Origin of the sequence: Lentzea sp. NPDC051208, assembly GCF_040682435.1 — a bacterium.
Classification (GTDB): domain Bacteria; phylum Actinomycetota; class Actinomycetes; order Mycobacteriales; family Pseudonocardiaceae; genus Lentzea; species Lentzea kristufekii.
This window is the reverse complement of the sequence record NZ_JBFBAW010000001.1, coordinates 434,225-450,415: the sequence shown is the minus strand read 5'-3', so window position 1 is coordinate 450,415 and position 16,191 is coordinate 434,225. Positions and strand designations below refer to the sequence as shown.

16 protein-coding genes and 1 pseudogene are annotated in these 16,191 nt (G+C 70.4%); 8 read left to right on the top strand and 9 right to left on the bottom strand.

Translation table 11 applies throughout. From position 1 onward, the window contains the following. Positions 1 to 39 precede the first annotated feature (39 nt). Positions 40 to 1,896: a discoidin domain-containing protein gene (locus AB0M48_RS01855; RefSeq protein WP_363835346.1), complete on the bottom strand. Its 1,857-nt coding sequence runs from the start codon at positions 1,894 to 1,896 to the stop codon at positions 40 to 42. Positions 1,897 to 1,995: 99 nt separating this feature from the next. Between AB0M48_RS01855 and AB0M48_RS01850 the strand changes: the two genes are divergently transcribed. Then, positions 1,996 to 3,000: a LacI family DNA-binding transcriptional regulator gene (locus AB0M48_RS01850; protein WP_363835344.1), complete on the top strand. Its 1,005-nt coding sequence runs from the start codon at positions 1,996 to 1,998 to the stop codon at positions 2,998 to 3,000. Positions 3,001 to 3,161: 161 nt separating this feature from the next. Here the strand turns inward: AB0M48_RS01850 and AB0M48_RS01845 are convergent, their stop codons facing one another. Both AB0M48_RS01845 and AB0M48_RS01840 read right to left on the bottom strand, forming a co-directional pair. Further along, positions 3,162 to 3,647, bottom strand: a complete 486-nt coding sequence (locus tag AB0M48_RS01845) for a universal stress protein (protein WP_363835341.1) — start codon at positions 3,645 to 3,647, stop codon at positions 3,162 to 3,164. A 13-nt stretch (positions 3,648 to 3,660) separates the two neighbouring features. After that, positions 3,661 to 5,184 (bottom strand): MDR family MFS transporter, encoded by a 1,524-nt coding sequence (locus AB0M48_RS01840; protein ID WP_363835889.1) that lies wholly within the window; start codon positions 5,182 to 5,184, stop codon positions 3,661 to 3,663. A 103-nt stretch (positions 5,185 to 5,287) separates the two neighbouring features. On the opposite strand from AB0M48_RS01840, the gene AB0M48_RS01835 reads away from it, so the two are divergent. Further along, positions 5,288 to 5,869 carry a helix-turn-helix domain-containing protein gene (locus AB0M48_RS01835; protein WP_363835338.1) on the top strand — a complete coding sequence of 194 codons (582 nt, stop codon included), beginning with the start codon at positions 5,288 to 5,290 and terminating at the stop codon, positions 5,867 to 5,869. Here the strand turns inward: AB0M48_RS01835 and AB0M48_RS01830 are convergent. Then, positions 5,857 to 6,447: a short chain dehydrogenase gene (locus AB0M48_RS01830; protein WP_363835336.1), complete on the bottom strand. Its 591-nt coding sequence runs from the start codon at positions 6,445 to 6,447 to the stop codon at positions 5,857 to 5,859. The two genes, AB0M48_RS01835 and AB0M48_RS01830, sit on opposite strands and share 13 nt — an antisense overlap. Before the next feature lie 69 nt (positions 6,448 to 6,516). Here AB0M48_RS01830 and AB0M48_RS01825 point away from each other — a divergent pair, with 69 nt between their 5' ends. Next, on the top strand, positions 6,517 to 7,410 hold the full coding sequence (locus AB0M48_RS01825) for a LysR family transcriptional regulator (protein WP_363835334.1): 894 nt from the start codon (positions 6,517 to 6,519) through the stop codon (positions 7,408 to 7,410). Here AB0M48_RS01825 and AB0M48_RS01820 read toward each other — a convergent pair. After that, positions 7,331 to 8,938, bottom strand: a complete 1,608-nt coding sequence (locus AB0M48_RS01820) for a helix-turn-helix domain-containing protein (protein WP_363835331.1) — start codon at positions 8,936 to 8,938, stop codon at positions 7,331 to 7,333. The two genes, AB0M48_RS01825 and AB0M48_RS01820, sit on opposite strands and share 80 nt — an antisense overlap. 302 nt (positions 8,939 to 9,240) lie before the next feature. Here AB0M48_RS01820 and AB0M48_RS01815 point away from each other — a divergent pair, with 302 nt between their 5' ends. Further along, on the top strand, positions 9,241 to 9,498 hold the full coding sequence (locus AB0M48_RS01815) for a DUF2087 domain-containing protein (protein ID WP_363835329.1): 258 nt from the start codon (positions 9,241 to 9,243) through the stop codon (positions 9,496 to 9,498). On the opposite strand, the gene AB0M48_RS01810 is transcribed toward AB0M48_RS01815, so the two are convergent. Further along, on the bottom strand, positions 9,480 to 12,248 hold the full coding sequence (locus tag AB0M48_RS01810; protein ID WP_363835327.1) for a BTAD domain-containing putative transcriptional regulator: 2,769 nt from the start codon (positions 12,246 to 12,248) through the stop codon (positions 9,480 to 9,482). The genes AB0M48_RS01815 and AB0M48_RS01810 overlap by 19 nt on opposite strands. 106 nt (positions 12,249 to 12,354) lie before the next feature. On the opposite strand from AB0M48_RS01810, the gene AB0M48_RS01805 reads away from it, so the two are divergent. The 4 genes and pseudogenes from AB0M48_RS01805 to AB0M48_RS01790 all read left to right on the top strand — a co-directional run bounded on the left by AB0M48_RS01805 (position 12,355) and on the right by AB0M48_RS01790 (position 14,180). Next, positions 12,355 to 12,849 carry a hypothetical protein gene (locus AB0M48_RS01805; RefSeq protein ID WP_363835325.1) on the top strand — a complete coding sequence of 165 codons (495 nt, stop codon included), beginning with the start codon at positions 12,355 to 12,357 and terminating at the stop codon, positions 12,847 to 12,849. Positions 12,850 to 12,925: 76 nt separating this feature from the next. Continuing rightward, positions 12,926 to 13,168 (top strand): annotated as a pseudogene (locus AB0M48_RS01800) (transcriptional regulator); the annotation flags it as partial. After that, positions 13,056 to 13,925 (top strand): helix-turn-helix transcriptional regulator, encoded by an 870-nt coding sequence (locus AB0M48_RS01795; protein WP_363835323.1) that lies wholly within the window; start codon positions 13,056 to 13,058, stop codon positions 13,923 to 13,925. The pseudogene AB0M48_RS01800 and the gene AB0M48_RS01795, both read left to right, overlap by 113 nt. A gap of 120 nt (positions 13,926 to 14,045) precedes the next feature. Beyond that, on the top strand, positions 14,046 to 14,180 hold the full coding sequence (locus AB0M48_RS01790; protein WP_363835320.1) for a hypothetical protein: 135 nt from the start codon (positions 14,046 to 14,048) through the stop codon (positions 14,178 to 14,180). Between the two features lie 217 nt (positions 14,181 to 14,397). On the opposite strand, the gene AB0M48_RS01785 is transcribed toward AB0M48_RS01790, so the two are convergent. From AB0M48_RS01785 to AB0M48_RS01775, 3 genes are all read right to left on the bottom strand, one after another. Continuing rightward, a complete protein-coding gene (locus tag AB0M48_RS01785; protein ID WP_363835317.1) occupies positions 14,398 to 14,916 on the bottom strand; it encodes a CHRD domain-containing protein in 519 nt (172 codons plus the stop codon). Positions 14,917 to 15,033: 117 nt separating this feature from the next. Further along, entirely contained in the window at positions 15,034 to 15,132 is a 99-nt protein-coding gene (locus AB0M48_RS01780) for a hypothetical protein (protein WP_363835888.1), read from the bottom strand. A 226-nt stretch (positions 15,133 to 15,358) separates the two neighbouring features. After that, the gene (locus AB0M48_RS01775; RefSeq protein WP_363835315.1) at positions 15,359 to 15,730 is read right to left on the bottom strand and encodes an STAS domain-containing protein; all 372 of its coding nucleotides are present in this window, start codon (positions 15,728 to 15,730) and stop codon (positions 15,359 to 15,361) included. Positions 15,731 to 16,191: the final 461 nt, after the last annotated feature.

The following is a 16,191-nucleotide window of genomic DNA, read 5'->3' as shown; positions in this document are numbered from 1 at the left end:
GCGCTCCTTGCAGGGGTTTGGGCGCCCGATAGCAGGTTTTCAGTTGTACAAACGGAAGTCGGCGATGCTCCACCAGTTGCTCGCGGCACCGGTGGAGGTGATGCGGACGTACCGCGCGCTCGTGCGGCGGACGTCGACGGTGGTCAGCTGGCCCACGCCCGCGCCGGACGCGATGGCGTGCCAGCTCGTGCCGTCGTCGCTGACCGAGAGCTCCCAGTCGCGGGCGTAGTCGCCGAGGTTGCCACCGGAGTCCACGGCCACGCGGCGGAAGTCCTTGCGGCGCCCCAGATCGACCTGCAGGAACTGACCGGGAACCTGGGCCCCGCCGTTGGACCAGCGGGTCGACGCGTCGTCGTCGATCGCGAGCGCACCGTCGGGAGTGGCGGTGGCGCCCTTCAGCGACACGGCGTCGAGCCTGCTGCGGAGCTGGCTGGTCCAGGTGAACGTCGCCAGCGCGCCGCCGGGCAGGGTGTACTCGAACGTGCGGTCACCGGCGTTGACGGCGAACGAACGCGGGTCGTCGTGCTGGTTGTGCACCACCAGGGCCGTGGACCCGTCCGGGTTGCGGAACGCGGCGTCCATGATCTGGCCGTTCCAGCCGGTGGTGCCGAACGACGTGCTGGCGATGCGGCGCGCGCCGGGCTTCACGAACTTCGAGAGGTGGCCGATCGTGTAGTACTCGGCGTCGGTGACGACCGACCCGTCCGGCCGCACGGTGACGAGGCCGGTGCAGGTGCCGCAGCCGCCGTTGTGCGGGCCGCCGGTGCTGTCGAGCGCGATGTTCCAGTTCACCGCGCTCCGCGCCCAGTTGCGGGTGGTGCCGAGGACGACGTTGCGGGCGTGCCAGCGCAGGGTGTCGCTGAAGACCTTGGCGGGCGGGTCGGTGGCGCCCTTGGAACCCGAGCACTCAGTGAACCAGATCCCCTTGTCCGGGAAGGCCTCGCGCAACGCGGTCTGCGCGCTCGGGTCGCCGTAGTAGCAGTGGTACGCGGTGCCGGCGAGCCACTTCGCGGCCCCGCTGTTCAGGATCTGGTACGGGTAGTCGGCTTCCGCCGTGCCGTCGTTGGGGTGAGTGGCCCAGTTGTGGTCGTAGCCCAGGATCCTGGTGCGCGGGCTGGCGAGCTTGAGCTTCGGGCCGAGCGCCTCGATCACCTCGATCTGCGCCGCGACGGGCATGTCCGTGCCGGGGTAGGCGTCGGGCGTGCGGTTCTGCGGCTCGTTCTGCACGGACAGGAAGTCGACCGGCACACCGGCCCTCGCGTACGCCTGCACGAACTTCACGAGGTACCGCGCGTAGGCGTCGTAGACCTTCGGGTCGTCCTTGAGCCTGCCGCCGACGAGCGAGTCGTTGTCCTTCATCCACGCCGGCGGGCTCCACGGCGTGGCCATGACCTTCAGACGCGGGTTGAGGCGCTTCGCCTCGCGCAACAAGGGAAGGATCTTCGCCTCGTCGTGACGGATGCTGAAGTGCCGGAGCGGGAAGTCGGTCTGCCCGGCCGGCACGTCGTCGTAGGTGTAGTGCTCGGCCGCGGCCGTGAAGTCGGACGAGCCGACGGGCTGGCGCAGGAAGCTGACCCCGATGCCGTGCACCGGGTCGAAGAGCTTGCGCATGGTCTCGGCGCGGACGGCCGGGGCGAGGCCCGCGAGCAGTTCGGCGGACGAGTCCGTGATGGACGCGCCGAAGCCGTCGACCTCCTGGTAGCGGCGGCCGGGGTCGACCACGATCGTCGGATGCGCCGACTCGCCGGTGCCGAACGTGACGCGCGGCCGTTCGTGCATCAGCTCCGCGCGATCAGGCGTGGTCACCCACACCCGCACCTGAGGCGCGCCGGACGCCTCCGCAGCCGGGACAGCGGTGAGCCCCACCAGCAGGGCCGCGATCGCGGTTCGTCTCATGTAACACCCAATCATCAGTGTGAAACATCGGCTTCCAGGATGAAACACCGGGTCGTGGTGACGGTCAATGGTCTGGAGGATTTCCGGTACATTGACCTGGTGGAACGCAAGATCGAACACGTGAAACAGCGCGCGAGTCTGCGTGACATCGCGGCGGAGACAGGCGTGTCGGTCGCGACCGTGTCCCGCGTGCTGAACGATCACGTCAACGTGGCGCCGCGGACCCGTGACCTGGTGCTCCAGGCCGTGGAACGGCGCCGGCAGGAGACGCCCGCGAGGCTCAGGACCGTCTACGTCCGGTGCCCGTACGTGCTCACCGACTACTTCGGCCTGATCGTCTCCTCGATCGCCGAGACGCTGAAGCTGCACGGCCTGCGCATGCTGCTGGACGCGGGGGAGTCGGGCCAGCACAGCGACGCGCTCAAGGCGTTGCCGCGCGAACCCGGCGTCGACGCCGCGATCCTCATCCTGCCGCCGGAGGAGGGCGACGAGCTCGTCGCGTTGTCCGAGTCGGGCTTCCCGTTCGTCGTGGTCGACCCCCGCACCCCGCCACCGCCGGACATCGCCGCGGTCTCGGCCGCGCACTCGTCCGGGGCGCGGGCCGTCGCGGACCACCTGATCGGCCTCGGCCACCGCGACATCGCCGTGATCGCCGGACCCGAGGAGTGGCTGGCGGGCGACGCGCGCCTGGCGGGCCACCGTGCGGCGCTGGCCAAGGCGGGGGTTCTGCTGACACCGGAACGGCTGCGGCACGTGGAGGCCACGACGGCGCACGGCAAGCGCGCCGCGGCGGAGTTGCTCGACCTGGACCCCCGCCCCACCGCCGTCGTCTGCTTCAACGACAAGGTCGCCGTCGGCACGTTGCAGGCCGCGCGGGAACGAGGGCTGCGCGTGCCGGAAGACCTGTCGGTGGCCGGATTCGACGACATCGACCTGGCCGAGGCGACCGATCCCAGGCTCACGACGGTGCGGCAACCGTTGCAGGAGATGGGAAGGATCGCCGTCACCCAGCTGATGCGCGTGCTGGACGGCCACCAGCCGGAGGCGTTGCACCTGGAGCTGGCGACGACTCTGGTCGTTCGGGACTCGACCGCCGCGATCTAGTGCCCAACGTGCGTTCCAAGGTGTTGATCAGCGCCCGGACCTGCGCGCCGATCTCAGGCTGCCCACGACCGCGAACCGAGCCGATCCACCTCACGGGCGAAGCGTGACCGGCTGCCCCTCGCGCAGGCGAGCGCGGGCTTCGCGTCGTCCGAGGTCTGAGGTCAGGGCACCACGAGAACCGGCCAGTGACCCGACCTGATCAGCCGCGTCGCCACCGACCCGGCGAACCGGTGCCCCGCCTGCTGCGACGCCCCGACGACCACCATGTCGGCCTGGCACTGGTCCGCCGAGTCGCGCAGCACCGTGTACGGGTCGCCGAACGCCTTCGCGAACGTCACCGGCACGTCGAGCTCCTCGGCCAGCGACCGGACCTGGTCGCTCAGTTCGGCGTGCAGCCGGGCCGTCGCCTCGTGCTCGAAGACCGAGGCGACGGCGGGGCTCAGCGCCGCCAGGGACGACTGGCACGCCACGAACGTGACGACCAGGCGGGCTCCCTGGCGGCGGGCCAGGCCGAACGCCGCGGCGGCCGCGCGCATGGCGGTGTCGGTGCCGTCGATCCCCACCATGATGGTCCGCGAGGACGGCAGGGGAGCGGGACCGAAGCAGTCCACTGTGGACTGAAAGACGTTGTGCAGGCCGGCGCCCATGGTTGCTCCTCGGTTATCGTGCGACCGCTGAGTCTGCTTCTTTCTTCTCGAGATCGATCGTCGTGCGCAACGTGATCGGCTTGAGCAGCAGTGCCGCGATGATGCCGACGACGCCGACCGCGGCGGAGATCAGGAAGATGTGCGCCGTCGCGTCGCCGTAGACGGTGTGCACGATCGTCTGCACCTGGGGCGGCAGCGCGGAGAGGTTCAGCGCGCTGGTGCTGCCAGTCGACTGGCCCGCCGGCACGTGCAGCGCGGCGGAGAGGTCCGCCGTCACGCGGTTGGCGAGGACGGCGCCGAGCACCGACACGCCGATCGTGCCGCCCAGCGAACGGAAGAACGTCACGGACGCCGAAGCGGCGCCCAGTTCGCTCAACGGCACGCTGTTCTGCACGGCGAGCACGAGGTTCTGCATCGTCATGCCGACGCCGATGCCCACGACGGCCATCGCGACGCCGACGATCCACAGCGCGGTGGCGTGGTCGACGAAGCCGAGACCGAGGAAGCCGAGCACCAGGATGATCGTGCCCGCGACGATGTACGGCTTGATCTTGCCGGACCGGCTGATCAGGCGGCCGGAGATCGTGGACGACAGCAGCACGCCCGCCATCAGCGGGATGGTCAGCAGGCCGGCCTCGGTGGGGCTGTAGCCCCGGCCGATCTGGAAGTACTGGCCGAGGAACACCGCGCCGCCGAACATCGCCATGCCCACCGAGAGGCTCGCGATGATGGCCAGGGCCGGGGTGCGCTGGACGACGATGTGCAGCGGCACGACGGGTTGCTCGACCCGGAGCTCGACGGCGATCGCCGCGCCCAGCAGCACGAGTCCACCGCCGACCATGGCGCCGGTCTGCCACGAGATCCAGTCGAACGAGTTGCCGACGAACGAGACCCAGACCAGCAGCACGCTCACACCGGCGGCGATCAGGGCGGCACCGAGGTAGTCGATCTTCACGTTCTCCCGGCGCACGGTCTCCAGCTTCAGCGTCGCCTGCAGCACGACGAATGCCAGTGCGGCGATCGGCACGGCGACCCAGAAGCACCAGCGCCAGCCGAGCCACGACACGTCGACGATGAGACCGCCGAGCAGCGGGCCGCCGACCGTCGCCACGGCCATGACCGCGCCGAGGTAGCCGTTGTAGCGGCCGCGTTCGCGCGGCGGGATGATCGCGGCGATCACGACCTGCACCAGTGCCTGCAGACCGCCGACGCCGAGGCCCTGGAACGCGCGGGCGGCGATGAGCTGACCGGTGTCCTGGGCGAAGCCGGCGAGCAGCGAGCCGATCACGAAGATCACGATCGCGGCCTGGACCAGCGTCTTCTTGTTGAACAGGTCGGCGAGCCTGCCCCAGAGCGGGGTGGTGGCCGTCGCCGTGAGCAGGGTGGCCGTGACCACCCAGGTGTACTGCGTCTGCGTGCCGTTCAGCGAGCCGATGATCCGCGGCAGCGCGGTGGACACCACCGTGGAGCTGACCATGGCCACGAACAGCGCGAGCAGCAGTCCGGACAGCGACTCCAGCACCTGCCGGTGCCCCATCGCCCGAGTTTCGATCTTCACGTCCCGCCCCTTCGTCACCACAATTCTTGCGCGCCGTGCAAGTTTGCGCAATGAGCAACTTACACCCGCTACGCTGAACGGCATGGAGACCCTCACCACGCGGCGGGAGCAGAACAAGGCGGTGACCAGGCGGTCGCTGGCCGGAGCGGCGTTGAGGCTCGCCATGGAGCACGGGCTGGACGGGGTGACGGTCGAGGACATCGCGGACGCGGCCGGGGTCTCCCGCAGGACGTTCTCCAACTACTTCACCAGCAAGGAAGACGCCGTGCTGGACGCCGACCGCGAGCGGCTCAGGGCGCTGGTCGCCATGGTCGAGGCGCGTCCGGCCCGCGAAGGCGCCTGGCAGGCCCTGCGCGCGTCCACGGCCGAGCTCTACCGCGCCCGGCCCCTGCCGGACGTCGAGTGGATGGCCCAGCTCCGGCTGCTGCGCCGGCACCCGTCGCTGCTCGCACGTCAGGCAGGAGACCAGGTCACGCTCGAACGCGACCTGGCCGCCGTTCTCGTCCTGCGCGAACCGGACGAGGAGGCCGCCCGGCTGATGGCGGCGACCTTCCTCACCACGATCCGCATCGGCATCGCGCTGTGGCTGGAGGGAGCCGGGGCGGAGGAGCTGCCCGACCTCGTGGACCGCCTCCTCGGGAGGCTCCAGGTTCAGGGCACGTAGACCTGCCCGGTCTGCCGTCCCTCGATCGACCGCACGTAGGCCTGCGCCACGTCGGCCAGCGGCACGGGCTTCATGCCGGGGAAGTAGTCGCCGTACACGTCGAGCGCCTCGGTGAAGACCGTCGGGCTGACGGCGTTGACGCGCTTCGGGGCGATCTCGATGGCGGCGGCGCGCACGAACGCCTCGACCGCGCCGTTGGCCAGCGCCGCGGCGGCACCGGTGACGATCGGTTCGCGCGCCAGCACGCCGGTGATCAGCGTGAACGATTCCGTCACGTGGGCGAGCCCTTCCCGGACCAGCGCGACCTGGGAGAGCACCTTCCCGGTCACCCCGGCCTGGTAGTCCGCGATCGTCAGCTCACCGAACGGCTTGAACGGCACGTGCCCGGCGGCCGACGCGACGGCGTCGACCTGGCCGACGGTCCGGTAGAGATCGGCCACCTGGGCCGGGTCGGTGACGTCGTACTGCAGGTCGCCTCCGGTGCGTGCGACGGTCACGACGTCGTGCTTGCGTTTGACGAGCACCTCGTGCACCGCGGTGCCCAGCAAGCCGGTCGCTCCAACGAGCAGGATTCTCATGCCGTCGACGCTAGGTGCGGTCTCGTGAGGTGAGAAATGCCGTTCGTGCAGCACTTATGATCGGTGGTCATGAATGTCGAGCTGCGTCATCTGAGAGCACTCGCCGCTATCGGTGACCACCGTTCGATCACCGCGGCAGCCCAGGCGCTGCACGTCACCCAGCCCGCGCTCTCCCGCACGCTCGAGCAGCTGGAACGACGCCTCGGCGTGCGGCTGGTCGAACGCACGACCAGGCACGTCGCCCTGACCGAGCCCGGTCTGCGCCTGTGGGAGCACAGCCACCGCATCCTCACGTCACTGGACGCGGCCCTGGCCGAAGCCGCCCAGCCGCAGCCGATCCGGCTGACCTTCGCCTGGGCCGCGCTCGGCCGGTTCACGATCCCGTTCCTGCGCGAGTGGCGCGCCGAGCACCCCGACGTCCTCGTGCGCATCCGCCAGGCCGACGACCCGGAGGCGGCACTGCGGCGCGGTGAGGCGGACGTGGCCGTCCTGCGCACCGAACCCGCCGGCGCCGGTCTGGGGCACGTGGCGCTCATCGAGGAACCCCGGATCGCGGCGGTGGCGGACGACCACCCACTTGCGGCCCGCGACGCCCTGGTGCTCGACGACCTCGCAGGCGAGTGCGTCGCGGTGTGCGAGACGGCGGCGACCACCGGTGCCGATCTCTGGCCGGCCGGAGCGCGCCCGCGCACGGTGGACGTTCCCGGCGTGGTCGAGTGGCTCACGTCGATCGCGACCGGCACGACGGTCGGGGTCACGGCGGCCGGCACCAGCCACCACCACCCCCACCCCGGCGTGACCTACCTGCCGCTGACCGACGCCGAGCCGATCGTCGTGCACCTGGCGTGGCCGGCGGCGACGGCGCACCCGTCGACCGAGGAGTTCATCGCCCTGGCGCGGCGCCACCTGGCCGCCACAACCGGAGCTGCAGCATCGCCGCGAACCGCGCGTCCGGATCGCTGAGGTCGATCTCCCCTACCTCCGACAGCCGCCGCAGCCGATAGCGGAAGGTGTTGGGGTGCACGAAAACGGCGGCGGACGCGGCGGCCACGTCACCGAAGGCGTCGAGCCACGCGCCGAGCGTCTCGACCAGGCACGCGCTGTGCTTGCGGTCGTACGCGATCAACCGCGCGACGGGCCCGGTCAGCGTGTCACCGCGTTCGGCGATCAGGTCCGACAGCTCCAGCAGCAACCCCTCACTGTGCACATCGGACACCCGAGCCACCGGCCGTGACGCGCGCCCGGCCCGCAACACCCGCAGCACCAGGTCGGCTCCGGCCCGCGACCGCGACAACGTCAGGCCGTCGGACACCTCGCCGACGCCCACCAGCACGTGGTTGCCGATGCGGTTGCGGAAGTCCGCGGCGATCCGCAAAGCCCGGTCGTCCGACTCCGCGGGCAGGATCGCGTAGGCGACATCACCGATCAACGCGGCCGCGGCACGGGGATGCACGGCCGTCAGGTGCATGGCGAGCGCGTCGGCGACCTGCTGCCGTTCAGCCAGCAGCCGGGCGTGCGCGGCCGGGTCGTCACCGTGCGAGTGGGCGAGCGCCAGCGCCAGCACCACGCACGCCTGGTCGGCGAGTCCCAGCCGCCGCACCGCCTCCGTAGCGCCCGCGCCTCCCTCGACCGCGGTCGACACGAGGTCCGCGCGCAGCCGCCGTTCGACGTCGGCGCCCGCCCGCTGACGCATCATGTGCAACGCCACGAGCTTCGCCGCATCACCGAAGGCGGTGGCACTGTCCGGCGACAGCGGCGCGCGGACGGCGGCCCAGATCGACCCGAGGAACTCGTCGCCCGCGCGCACCGCCACGGCGAGGCGGGGCAGGCACAACGTGCCGTCCTCGGCGGGCAGGTCCTCGATGTAGACGGGCTGGTCGCTGCGGTAGAGCTGCTGGAACACCCCGCGCGCCTCCAGCATCTGCGTGTAGCGCGCAGGCACCTTCCTGCCCAGGATGGTCTCGACGCGCGAGGAGTCGGCCTCGTCCTGGCGCCCCGAGAACGCGAGCACGCGCGAGCTGCGGTCCTCGATCGTCACCGGGGCGCTGATCAGCGACGCCACCGCGTTGGCCAGCGCGAACAGGTCCCCAGCAGGCACGCCGCCGAGCGTCTCGGACGGGTCGACCTCGCCCTCGGCCAGCAGGGACCGCAGCATCGCGGCGAGCTGGGTCCACGACGCGCCCGGCGCCAGGCCCAGCAGGGTCACACCGGAGCCGTCGACGGCCTCGGAGAGCTCCGCGGTGAGGACGATCGGCCCGCGCACGACCAGCGCGGCCGCCCCGGCCTGACCCAGCAGGGCCAGGAGCGGAGCGGGTTCGCGCACGCCGACGCCCAGCACCAGCGCGGACGGCGGCAGCACCTGGTCGTCGTCCGGGTCGTGGATCACCACGCCGCCGATGTCGGTGGCACGGCCCGGATCACCACGCACGAGGTCGATCAGCGTGGTGCCCAGGTCGTCCAGCACGCGGGTGAGGCCTGTTCGCGGGCTCATGCCACCACCTTGCCAACCGTCTACTGAGGAATCCGTTAAGTGATCAACGATGGGAGTCTACTGACGCACCAGCGCGTTCAGGCTGGTCAGGTGCCCTTCGGTGGCTCCGGGTGCCCAAGCGTTCGCGCAGGTTGGGAGCAGTGTGGGAGCACGAGTGATGAACTCGTTCGCGATGCCCAGGTGGCCACCTGGCTTCGTCCGGTCCCTCCATGATCCGGGACCACCCGCCGTCCACTTCCCAGCGGCGCTGGAGTTGTTCGAGCAGACCGTTCCCCGCTTGAGCGGACCCAGCCGAGCGCCTGTTGCCCGCGAGGGCAGGCAACCAGGAGCGGAGCCGGAAGTTGCACCGGCGGTGCAAGACGCGCCGCAAGCATCGAGCACGTCGCGTCGAAGGCGTTCACCCGCGGACGTACTACGAGGAGAAGGAGATCAACGAGCGGCTCGCGGCGTGGTGCGACCGGGGAGAGGTCGACCACGTGACCATCCGCCGCTACCTCGTCGACTTCGGTTCGCTGGAGCGGGGTGGCGGCCTCTACCAGGCTCAACCCCTGCCGATGTAGCGCATGTTCGCACCGTCGAGGTCGTCGAGTTGCTCACGCACTCGCGAGGCGCCGTCGTCCTTGCCCTGCTGCCGGTACAGCTCCAGCGCTTCCCGCCAGGCGTCGCGAGCCGGAGCGTGTCTGCCGAGAGCCACGAGCGGATGGCCGATGCGGTCGAGGGTGTCTGCGATCTCCGTGGTGTCGTCGAGATCGCGGAAGATGGCGAGAGCCTGCTGGTAGTTCTCGACCGCCTCGTGGTGCCGCCCGCTGTGGTGCTCGATGAAACCCAGGCTGTCCAGCGTGGACGCCACGTTCTCCCGGTGCCCGTGGCGGTGGTGCAGGAAGAGGGCGGCCCTGCAGTGCTCGCGGGCGGTGTCGTGGTCGCCGAGCCGAGCGGCGAGCCAGCCCACCAGGCTGAGCGCGTCGGCCTCCCGCGTCGGCAGGTCCAAAGCGCGGAAGAGGTCCAGGGCGCAGGTCGCCTGTTCCAGCGCCCGTCGGTCGTCCCCGCGCTGTTCCCACGCCCACGCCAGGGACCGGAGGGTGAGGGCCTGCTGCAACCGGTCCTGGTGACGTTCGGCCAGCGCGAGTGCCTGGTGCAGATGTTCGGTGGACTGCTCGTGCTGCCCCAACGCGGCATGGGCCTGCCCGAGGCGCCGGTGGGCCGTGATGCTGCTGGCGGGATCGTGCAGGTGTGCGGCGGCGTCCGCGGCGGCCAGCCAGACGGCCAGCTGATCGTGGCGGTGACCCCGCCACCAGTGGAACGTCGTCATTGGCCAGGCCAGCTGCCACACGGTCTGATGGCGCTGGTCGCTGGCGGCGCAGTGCTGGGCGGCCAGCAGATGGGGATGGTTGGCGTCCATCCACGCCAACGCCGCGCGGTGGTCGTCCAACGGTTGCGGGAGCGCGCCGGGCGCGGGCGAGTCGAGCTGGACCGGCGGGTTGTGGGGACTCAGCAGGCGTTCGGCGGAGTGGGCGGTGTGCAGGTAGAAGTCCAGCACGCGGTCCAGCGCCGCTTGCCGCACGGGTTGCGGGAGTTCGGTGCGGGCGGCGTAGGCGCGGACCAGGTCGTGCATCGAGTGGCGGCCGCCGGGCACGGGCGTGACCAGGGAGGCGTCGGCCAGGCCGCGCAGCGCGGCGTGCACGTCGCGCGCCGGTAGCCCGCTCAGCGAGATAGCGGCAGGCAGGTCGATGTCCGGACCTGGGGAGATGCCCAGCAACGCGAACACGGTGCGTTGCTGCTCGGTCAGACTCCGCAGGGACCACGACAGGACGGCGGGCAGGCTCGTGTCGGGGTCGTCGGAGTCGAACATGTCCAGGCCCAGCTCGCGCAATTCGGTGACGATGTTGTCGAGCAGATCGGGATGAGTGCGGATGCGGGCGGCGATCAGTCCGAGTGCCAGGGGGAACCCACCGCACAGAGCGATCAGTTCGGTGACCGCCTCACTGAGTGCCCCGCTCCCGAGCGCGGTGGTGAACAGCGCGCGGGCCTCGGCGTCGGAGAGCACGTCGACGTGCACCGGGTGGGCGCCGTGGCGGGTGAGCAGTGCCGGAAGCCGGTTTCGGCTCGTGACCACGACGGTGCAGGTGGCGCTGCCGGGCAGCAGGGGCACGACCTGATCAGGGGTGGCGGCGTTGTCCAGCAGGATCAGCATCCGCTTGCCGGTGGTGTGGGTGCGGTAGAGCGCGGCGCGGGCGTCGGGGGCGGACGGTTGATCGTCGCGGTCGACGCCCAGCGCCGCGAGGAAGTCAGCCAGCACGTCGGCCGCCTGCTTGGGCTCGCCGGGGCTGAAACCACGCAGGTCCGCCGACAGTTGCCCGTCGGGGAAGTGGTGCAGGTTGCGGTGCGCCCAGGTCAACGCGAGCCAGGTCTTGCCGATGCCTCCCGTGCCACCGATCGCCGAGATCACCACCGTCGCACCGGAACCGTCGACGGTCAGCGCGCGGTCGAGTTCGGCCAGCTGGGACACGCGGCCGATGAAGAAACCCGGTGCCGACGGCAGCTGAGCAGGTGCCACCACCGCTGTCGCTGCTGGTGTCGCCGGCGGCCTCGCGGACAACGCGGGATCGGCGGCCAGAATCCGTCGGTGCAGGTCCTGCAGCGGCGCGCCAGGATCGGTGCCCAGCTCCTCTACCAGCCGTTCCCTCAGGCACCGGTAGTGCTCCAACGCGTCCGCAGTGCGCCCGACCTGGTACAGGGCCAGCACGTACTGGCCCGCGACGCGTTCGTCGAGCGGGTGTTCGGCGACCCGCCCCGCCAGCTCGACCACCAGGTCACCACCCCGGCCAAGCCGTAGCCGCACGTCGGTCAGGTCGTGCTGCGCGGTCAGCTGCTCCCGCGCCAGCCGCTCGCGTTCGGCCTCGGCCCACTCCCCGTCGATCCCGGTCAGGGCCTGCCCTCGCCAGTGCCCCAACGCCTCGGCCAGCAGCCGGGCCCGTTCGTCGTCGCGAGCGCCATCGGCGGTGGTGCGCAGTGAGCGGAACTGGTGCAGGTCCACCGCCGAGGTGAGCAGGGCGTAGCCGCCGGACCGGCGCTCGATGGTCACGCCGGGCAGCACGCGGCGCAGCCGGGAGATGTAGCTGTGCAGCGTGGCCCGCACCCGCGGGGCCGCATCCGTTCCCCACACCCGCTCGACCAGCCGATCCAGCGGCACGACGCGTCCGGCGTCGACCGCCAGCGCGGCCAGCACGCACCGCTGTCTGGGCGCGCCCAGGTCCACCGGCTGCCCGTCGATCTCAACGCCCACTTCCCCCAGCAAACGCACAATCGCCACGCCAACGCCCCCTTGACCAGCGCAATGCAGAAACCCTGCAAGAGATCCCCACGACCCCACCCGCATCGTTCCCGTCATCAACACCTCAAGGGGGAGGAAACGCAAGATGCGAACGAAACAACTACTGGCGGGACTGTTCGTCCTGCTGGCGACGTTGACCAGTACCGCGGCGGCGGCGTCGGCGGACGAGGCGCGGTACTGCGTCACGGACCTGGCCACCGGCACGGAGGAGTGCTACACCAGCAGCGAAGCGGTCCAGCGCGACCTGGCGGCAAGCGAGGCGGTTCCCGTTCTCTACGCCTACCAGCACATCAACTACAACCGTGATGAAGACGGCTTGCTCACGATCTTCACGTCGCCGACCACGTGCACCACGGCGTATGACAACGAGCTGAACAAGAAGCGGGCCACCCTCGTCCAGCACAAGATGATCAGTTCGTGGGCCACGGCTGATTACTGCCGGGTGCGGTTCTGGGAAAACCAGAACTTCGTCCTGCCACAGAGCGCACTCTCCCACGTCGGCACCGACTGCCCGGACATGCGGACCTGCTTCGGTTCGCAGAACTGGAACGACAGGGCGGCATCGCTCGCTCTGACGTGATGAGCTGACGGCGGGCCTCAGACCGGGGCCCGCCGTCCCAGCAGGACCCCTCAGCCCCTGCCGATGAGCGGCATCGTTGCAGGCGCAGAACCCGTTGAGCCGCGCGCTCATCGGATCCTGGGCCGGGCTGGAGGGCCGGGACGCGAACGTCACGTGGCGGTGGTTCACCGAACCGAGTTCGCGTGCACTCAACACACCCGAGGAGCATGCGGAGATCGGCCGCGGATACGCGGCCGATCTCCGCGCCGCCACCGCACGGCTCGGCTCCGATCGCACCGCGCAGCGGCTGGTCGACGACCTCCTCGACGCCAGCGCGGCGCGCCCCAGGCCTGCGCCGCGAGGAACTCGCCGAGCTCGCCGGCCTGTCCGTCGAGTACGTGCTGCGCCTGGAGCAGGGCAGGGCCACCAATCCCTCCGCGCAGGTGGTCCTGGCCGTCGCCCGCGCCCTGCGGCTCACACCAGCCGAACGCGACCAGCTCTTCCGCGCAGCCGGGCTGCTCCCACCGCGCGACCGCACCGTCGGCACTCACGTGCCGCCGAGCATCCGCCGCCTCGTCGCCCGCCTCGGTGATCTTCCGATCGGTGTGTTCGCCGCTGACTGGAGTCTGTTGTGGTGGAACGACATGTGGACGGCCTTGCACGGCGATCCGTCCGGCCTGCCGCCGGCCGAACGCAACCTCGCCCGCGCCCTCCTCGGCACGGGTGAGGGTCGCTGGCACCTGCGCCCCGTCTCGTCGGCGGCCAGACCGTACGCGTTCGAGACTGCCATCGTCGCGGACCTGCGCGAAGCGGTCGCCCGCTATCCGGCCGACCCGGAACTGGCCGCACTCGTGAACGGGTTGCGCGCGGCCTCGCCGTTCTTCGGTGAACTGTGGGCCGCGGCGGGCATGGAGCAGCTGACCAGCGGCCTGAAGACGATCAGCCATCCCGAGCTGGGCGAGGTCACCCTGGACTGCGACGTGCTGACCGTGCCCGGAGCCGACCTCCGCATCGTCACCTACACGGCGGCCCCGGAAACCCGCGGCGCCGCCCAGCTCGATGTCATGCGCGCCTCCCGGCTCAGCGAAGCCCGCTGACGATCGGGACGGCAACCACGATCCCTCCGGCACCCGGCCGGCTCCCACACCGGCGCACGACAACGACTGCCGGGCGATCGAGACCTGTCGATGCGAACTTGCAGCGCTGGCCCCGCTCTGGTGGGCATCGACGATCCGATCGTGTCCGTGCCGGACGCGGGCCAATGGGCGCGGCACATCACCGAGTCGTTCGCCCTGGAGGTGCTGCCCGTCGACCTCCAGGACGACGCGCCGTCCGTGTGGCCAGGTAGGTAGCCCCACAGTCGCTTGTAGAGGGACCGCTTCGCCTCGACAGCGTCATCGATGCCTTGGGACTGTTGCCACCACTGCTGGAGGTCGCGCCAGCGCAGCCCGGGGTCGAACCGAACTCAGCGCCAGAGCACGCACGACCCACGACCACGGTGCCGACGAGGGCGGCGACGACACGGTGGAAAGCGGGCGACCGGCGTGGCTCCGGCGCTGAGGCGTCCGGCTAGCGTTGCAACTGGCCACGCACCGCGCCCGCCGGGTACTCGGCGTTGTGCACGTTCACGTAGAACTGACCGGGCTTGTGCGCGATCTCCCTGGTGAGTGCGCGATCGACCTGGACGCAGCTGTAGCTCGTCCCGTCGGACGGTGCCGCCAGGTTGACCACGACAGGTCCAGCAGTGCCCTTTGCACCGCGGTGGATGTGCGCGGCAGTCGCCGGCTGGATGTTCCGCACCGTCAGGCTGACGCACAGCTTGTCACGCGAGATCCGCACGGAGGCCTGACCGCGCCCGTCCGGATCGCCCGGCCCCGGTACCTCCGCCTTGCCGGTGAGCTGGGAGTAGCGGTACTGGCCGAGACCCAGCCCGAGGTCCAGGTCGAGACCCAGACCCAGGCTCAGCCCTGTGCCGGACTCACCGCCGTGGTGGGAACCGTCGTGGGCGAGTGCTGCCGGGGCGGCGCCCGCGAACACGAGTGCCGCGGCGGCGGTGGACACGAAGAACAAACTCAGTTGACGCTTCACCGAAACCTCCTGGTCGGGTAACGACGGTCGAAGGTGATTCGAGGAGCGGAGAGAATCGGATTGGTCCGCCGGCCGCCGGGAGGGTGACTTCCGGCCACCCAAGCGCGGCTTCGCCGGTCAGGCTCGCTCGGCCTTTTCCGCGGACACGGCTCGCGCTCCGTCCGGCGTGACGCTCACCGAGAGGACGGTGTCGGTGTGACCGGTGAACGTGCGCAGACACCGCCCGGTCGACAGCTCCCAGAGGCGAACCGTCCGGCTGGATGTCAGCGAGCAGGGGATGGGAGAAACAATTCATTCGAAGGTCGAGCCTCGCGACCTGCCTGGGACCGCCGGGGCGCCGGTGAAAGTGCCTCGTGCGTGGCTTGGAGATCGCCCAAGACCTGTGCGAGTGTCGCCGCGAGCTGGTGTGCGGGCGGTCAGCGGACGGCCCGCACGGGACCGCCTAGTTGCACGCGAGCTGGGAGAGCGGATCGTCCTGATCGGTGATCAGCTCCAGCTGCTGATCCACCTCGGTGACCTCGAGCGGCCGGAGAACGGCGTGGTGGGCGGCCACGACCGGCAGCCGGATACCCGAGCTCGTAGCGGTCATGTGGTTGCCGATCAACAGCCTGATCCCGGCCGAGCCCATGAACGTGACCTTCCGCAGATCGATCACCAGCAGCGGCGGGCGACGGTCGAGCTGGTCGCTGATCTCGGCCTGAATGACGTCCTCATTGCTCAGGTCGATCTCGCCGGTGACCGCGACGATCGGGATGTCGTCCTTGGCACGGATCTCGACGGTGAAGGGTGCATGCCCGTGGAGCTGTGGGTCCATCGGCGGCTCTTCCCGCTCGAGCACACGCGGCATAGCCCGACTGGCTGTTGAATCTGGCCACATCCGCCTTGTAGGCGACCGCATTGCGCATGTCAGTCCCACGGTAGGCGCCTACCCGGTTAATCCACAACCAACACACGGCATCTTCTGGGAACGCCGCCCACGGGGCCTGTTGCGCTGGTCATGTGTATCCTCCTGCCGAGATCAAAGGCACATCGATGGTTCGCCGTACGTACCCTCGCCTGACCGCCACAAACCGAGGCCTGCGATCCTGCCCGTGAGTCGGTCAGAATGACGCGGAGCAAGCCGGCAGCTCGTGGTGCGATCAGCTCGAATTCGGGCTTGGCGACGGCGCTTTGGCACAGACGGCGCCGGCGCGGTGGCGCTTCGAACACCCGCATGTCCTGGGCTGCCGCGCTGCACGAGGCAACGGCGACCGCCTCAGAGCGAAACCAAGGTAG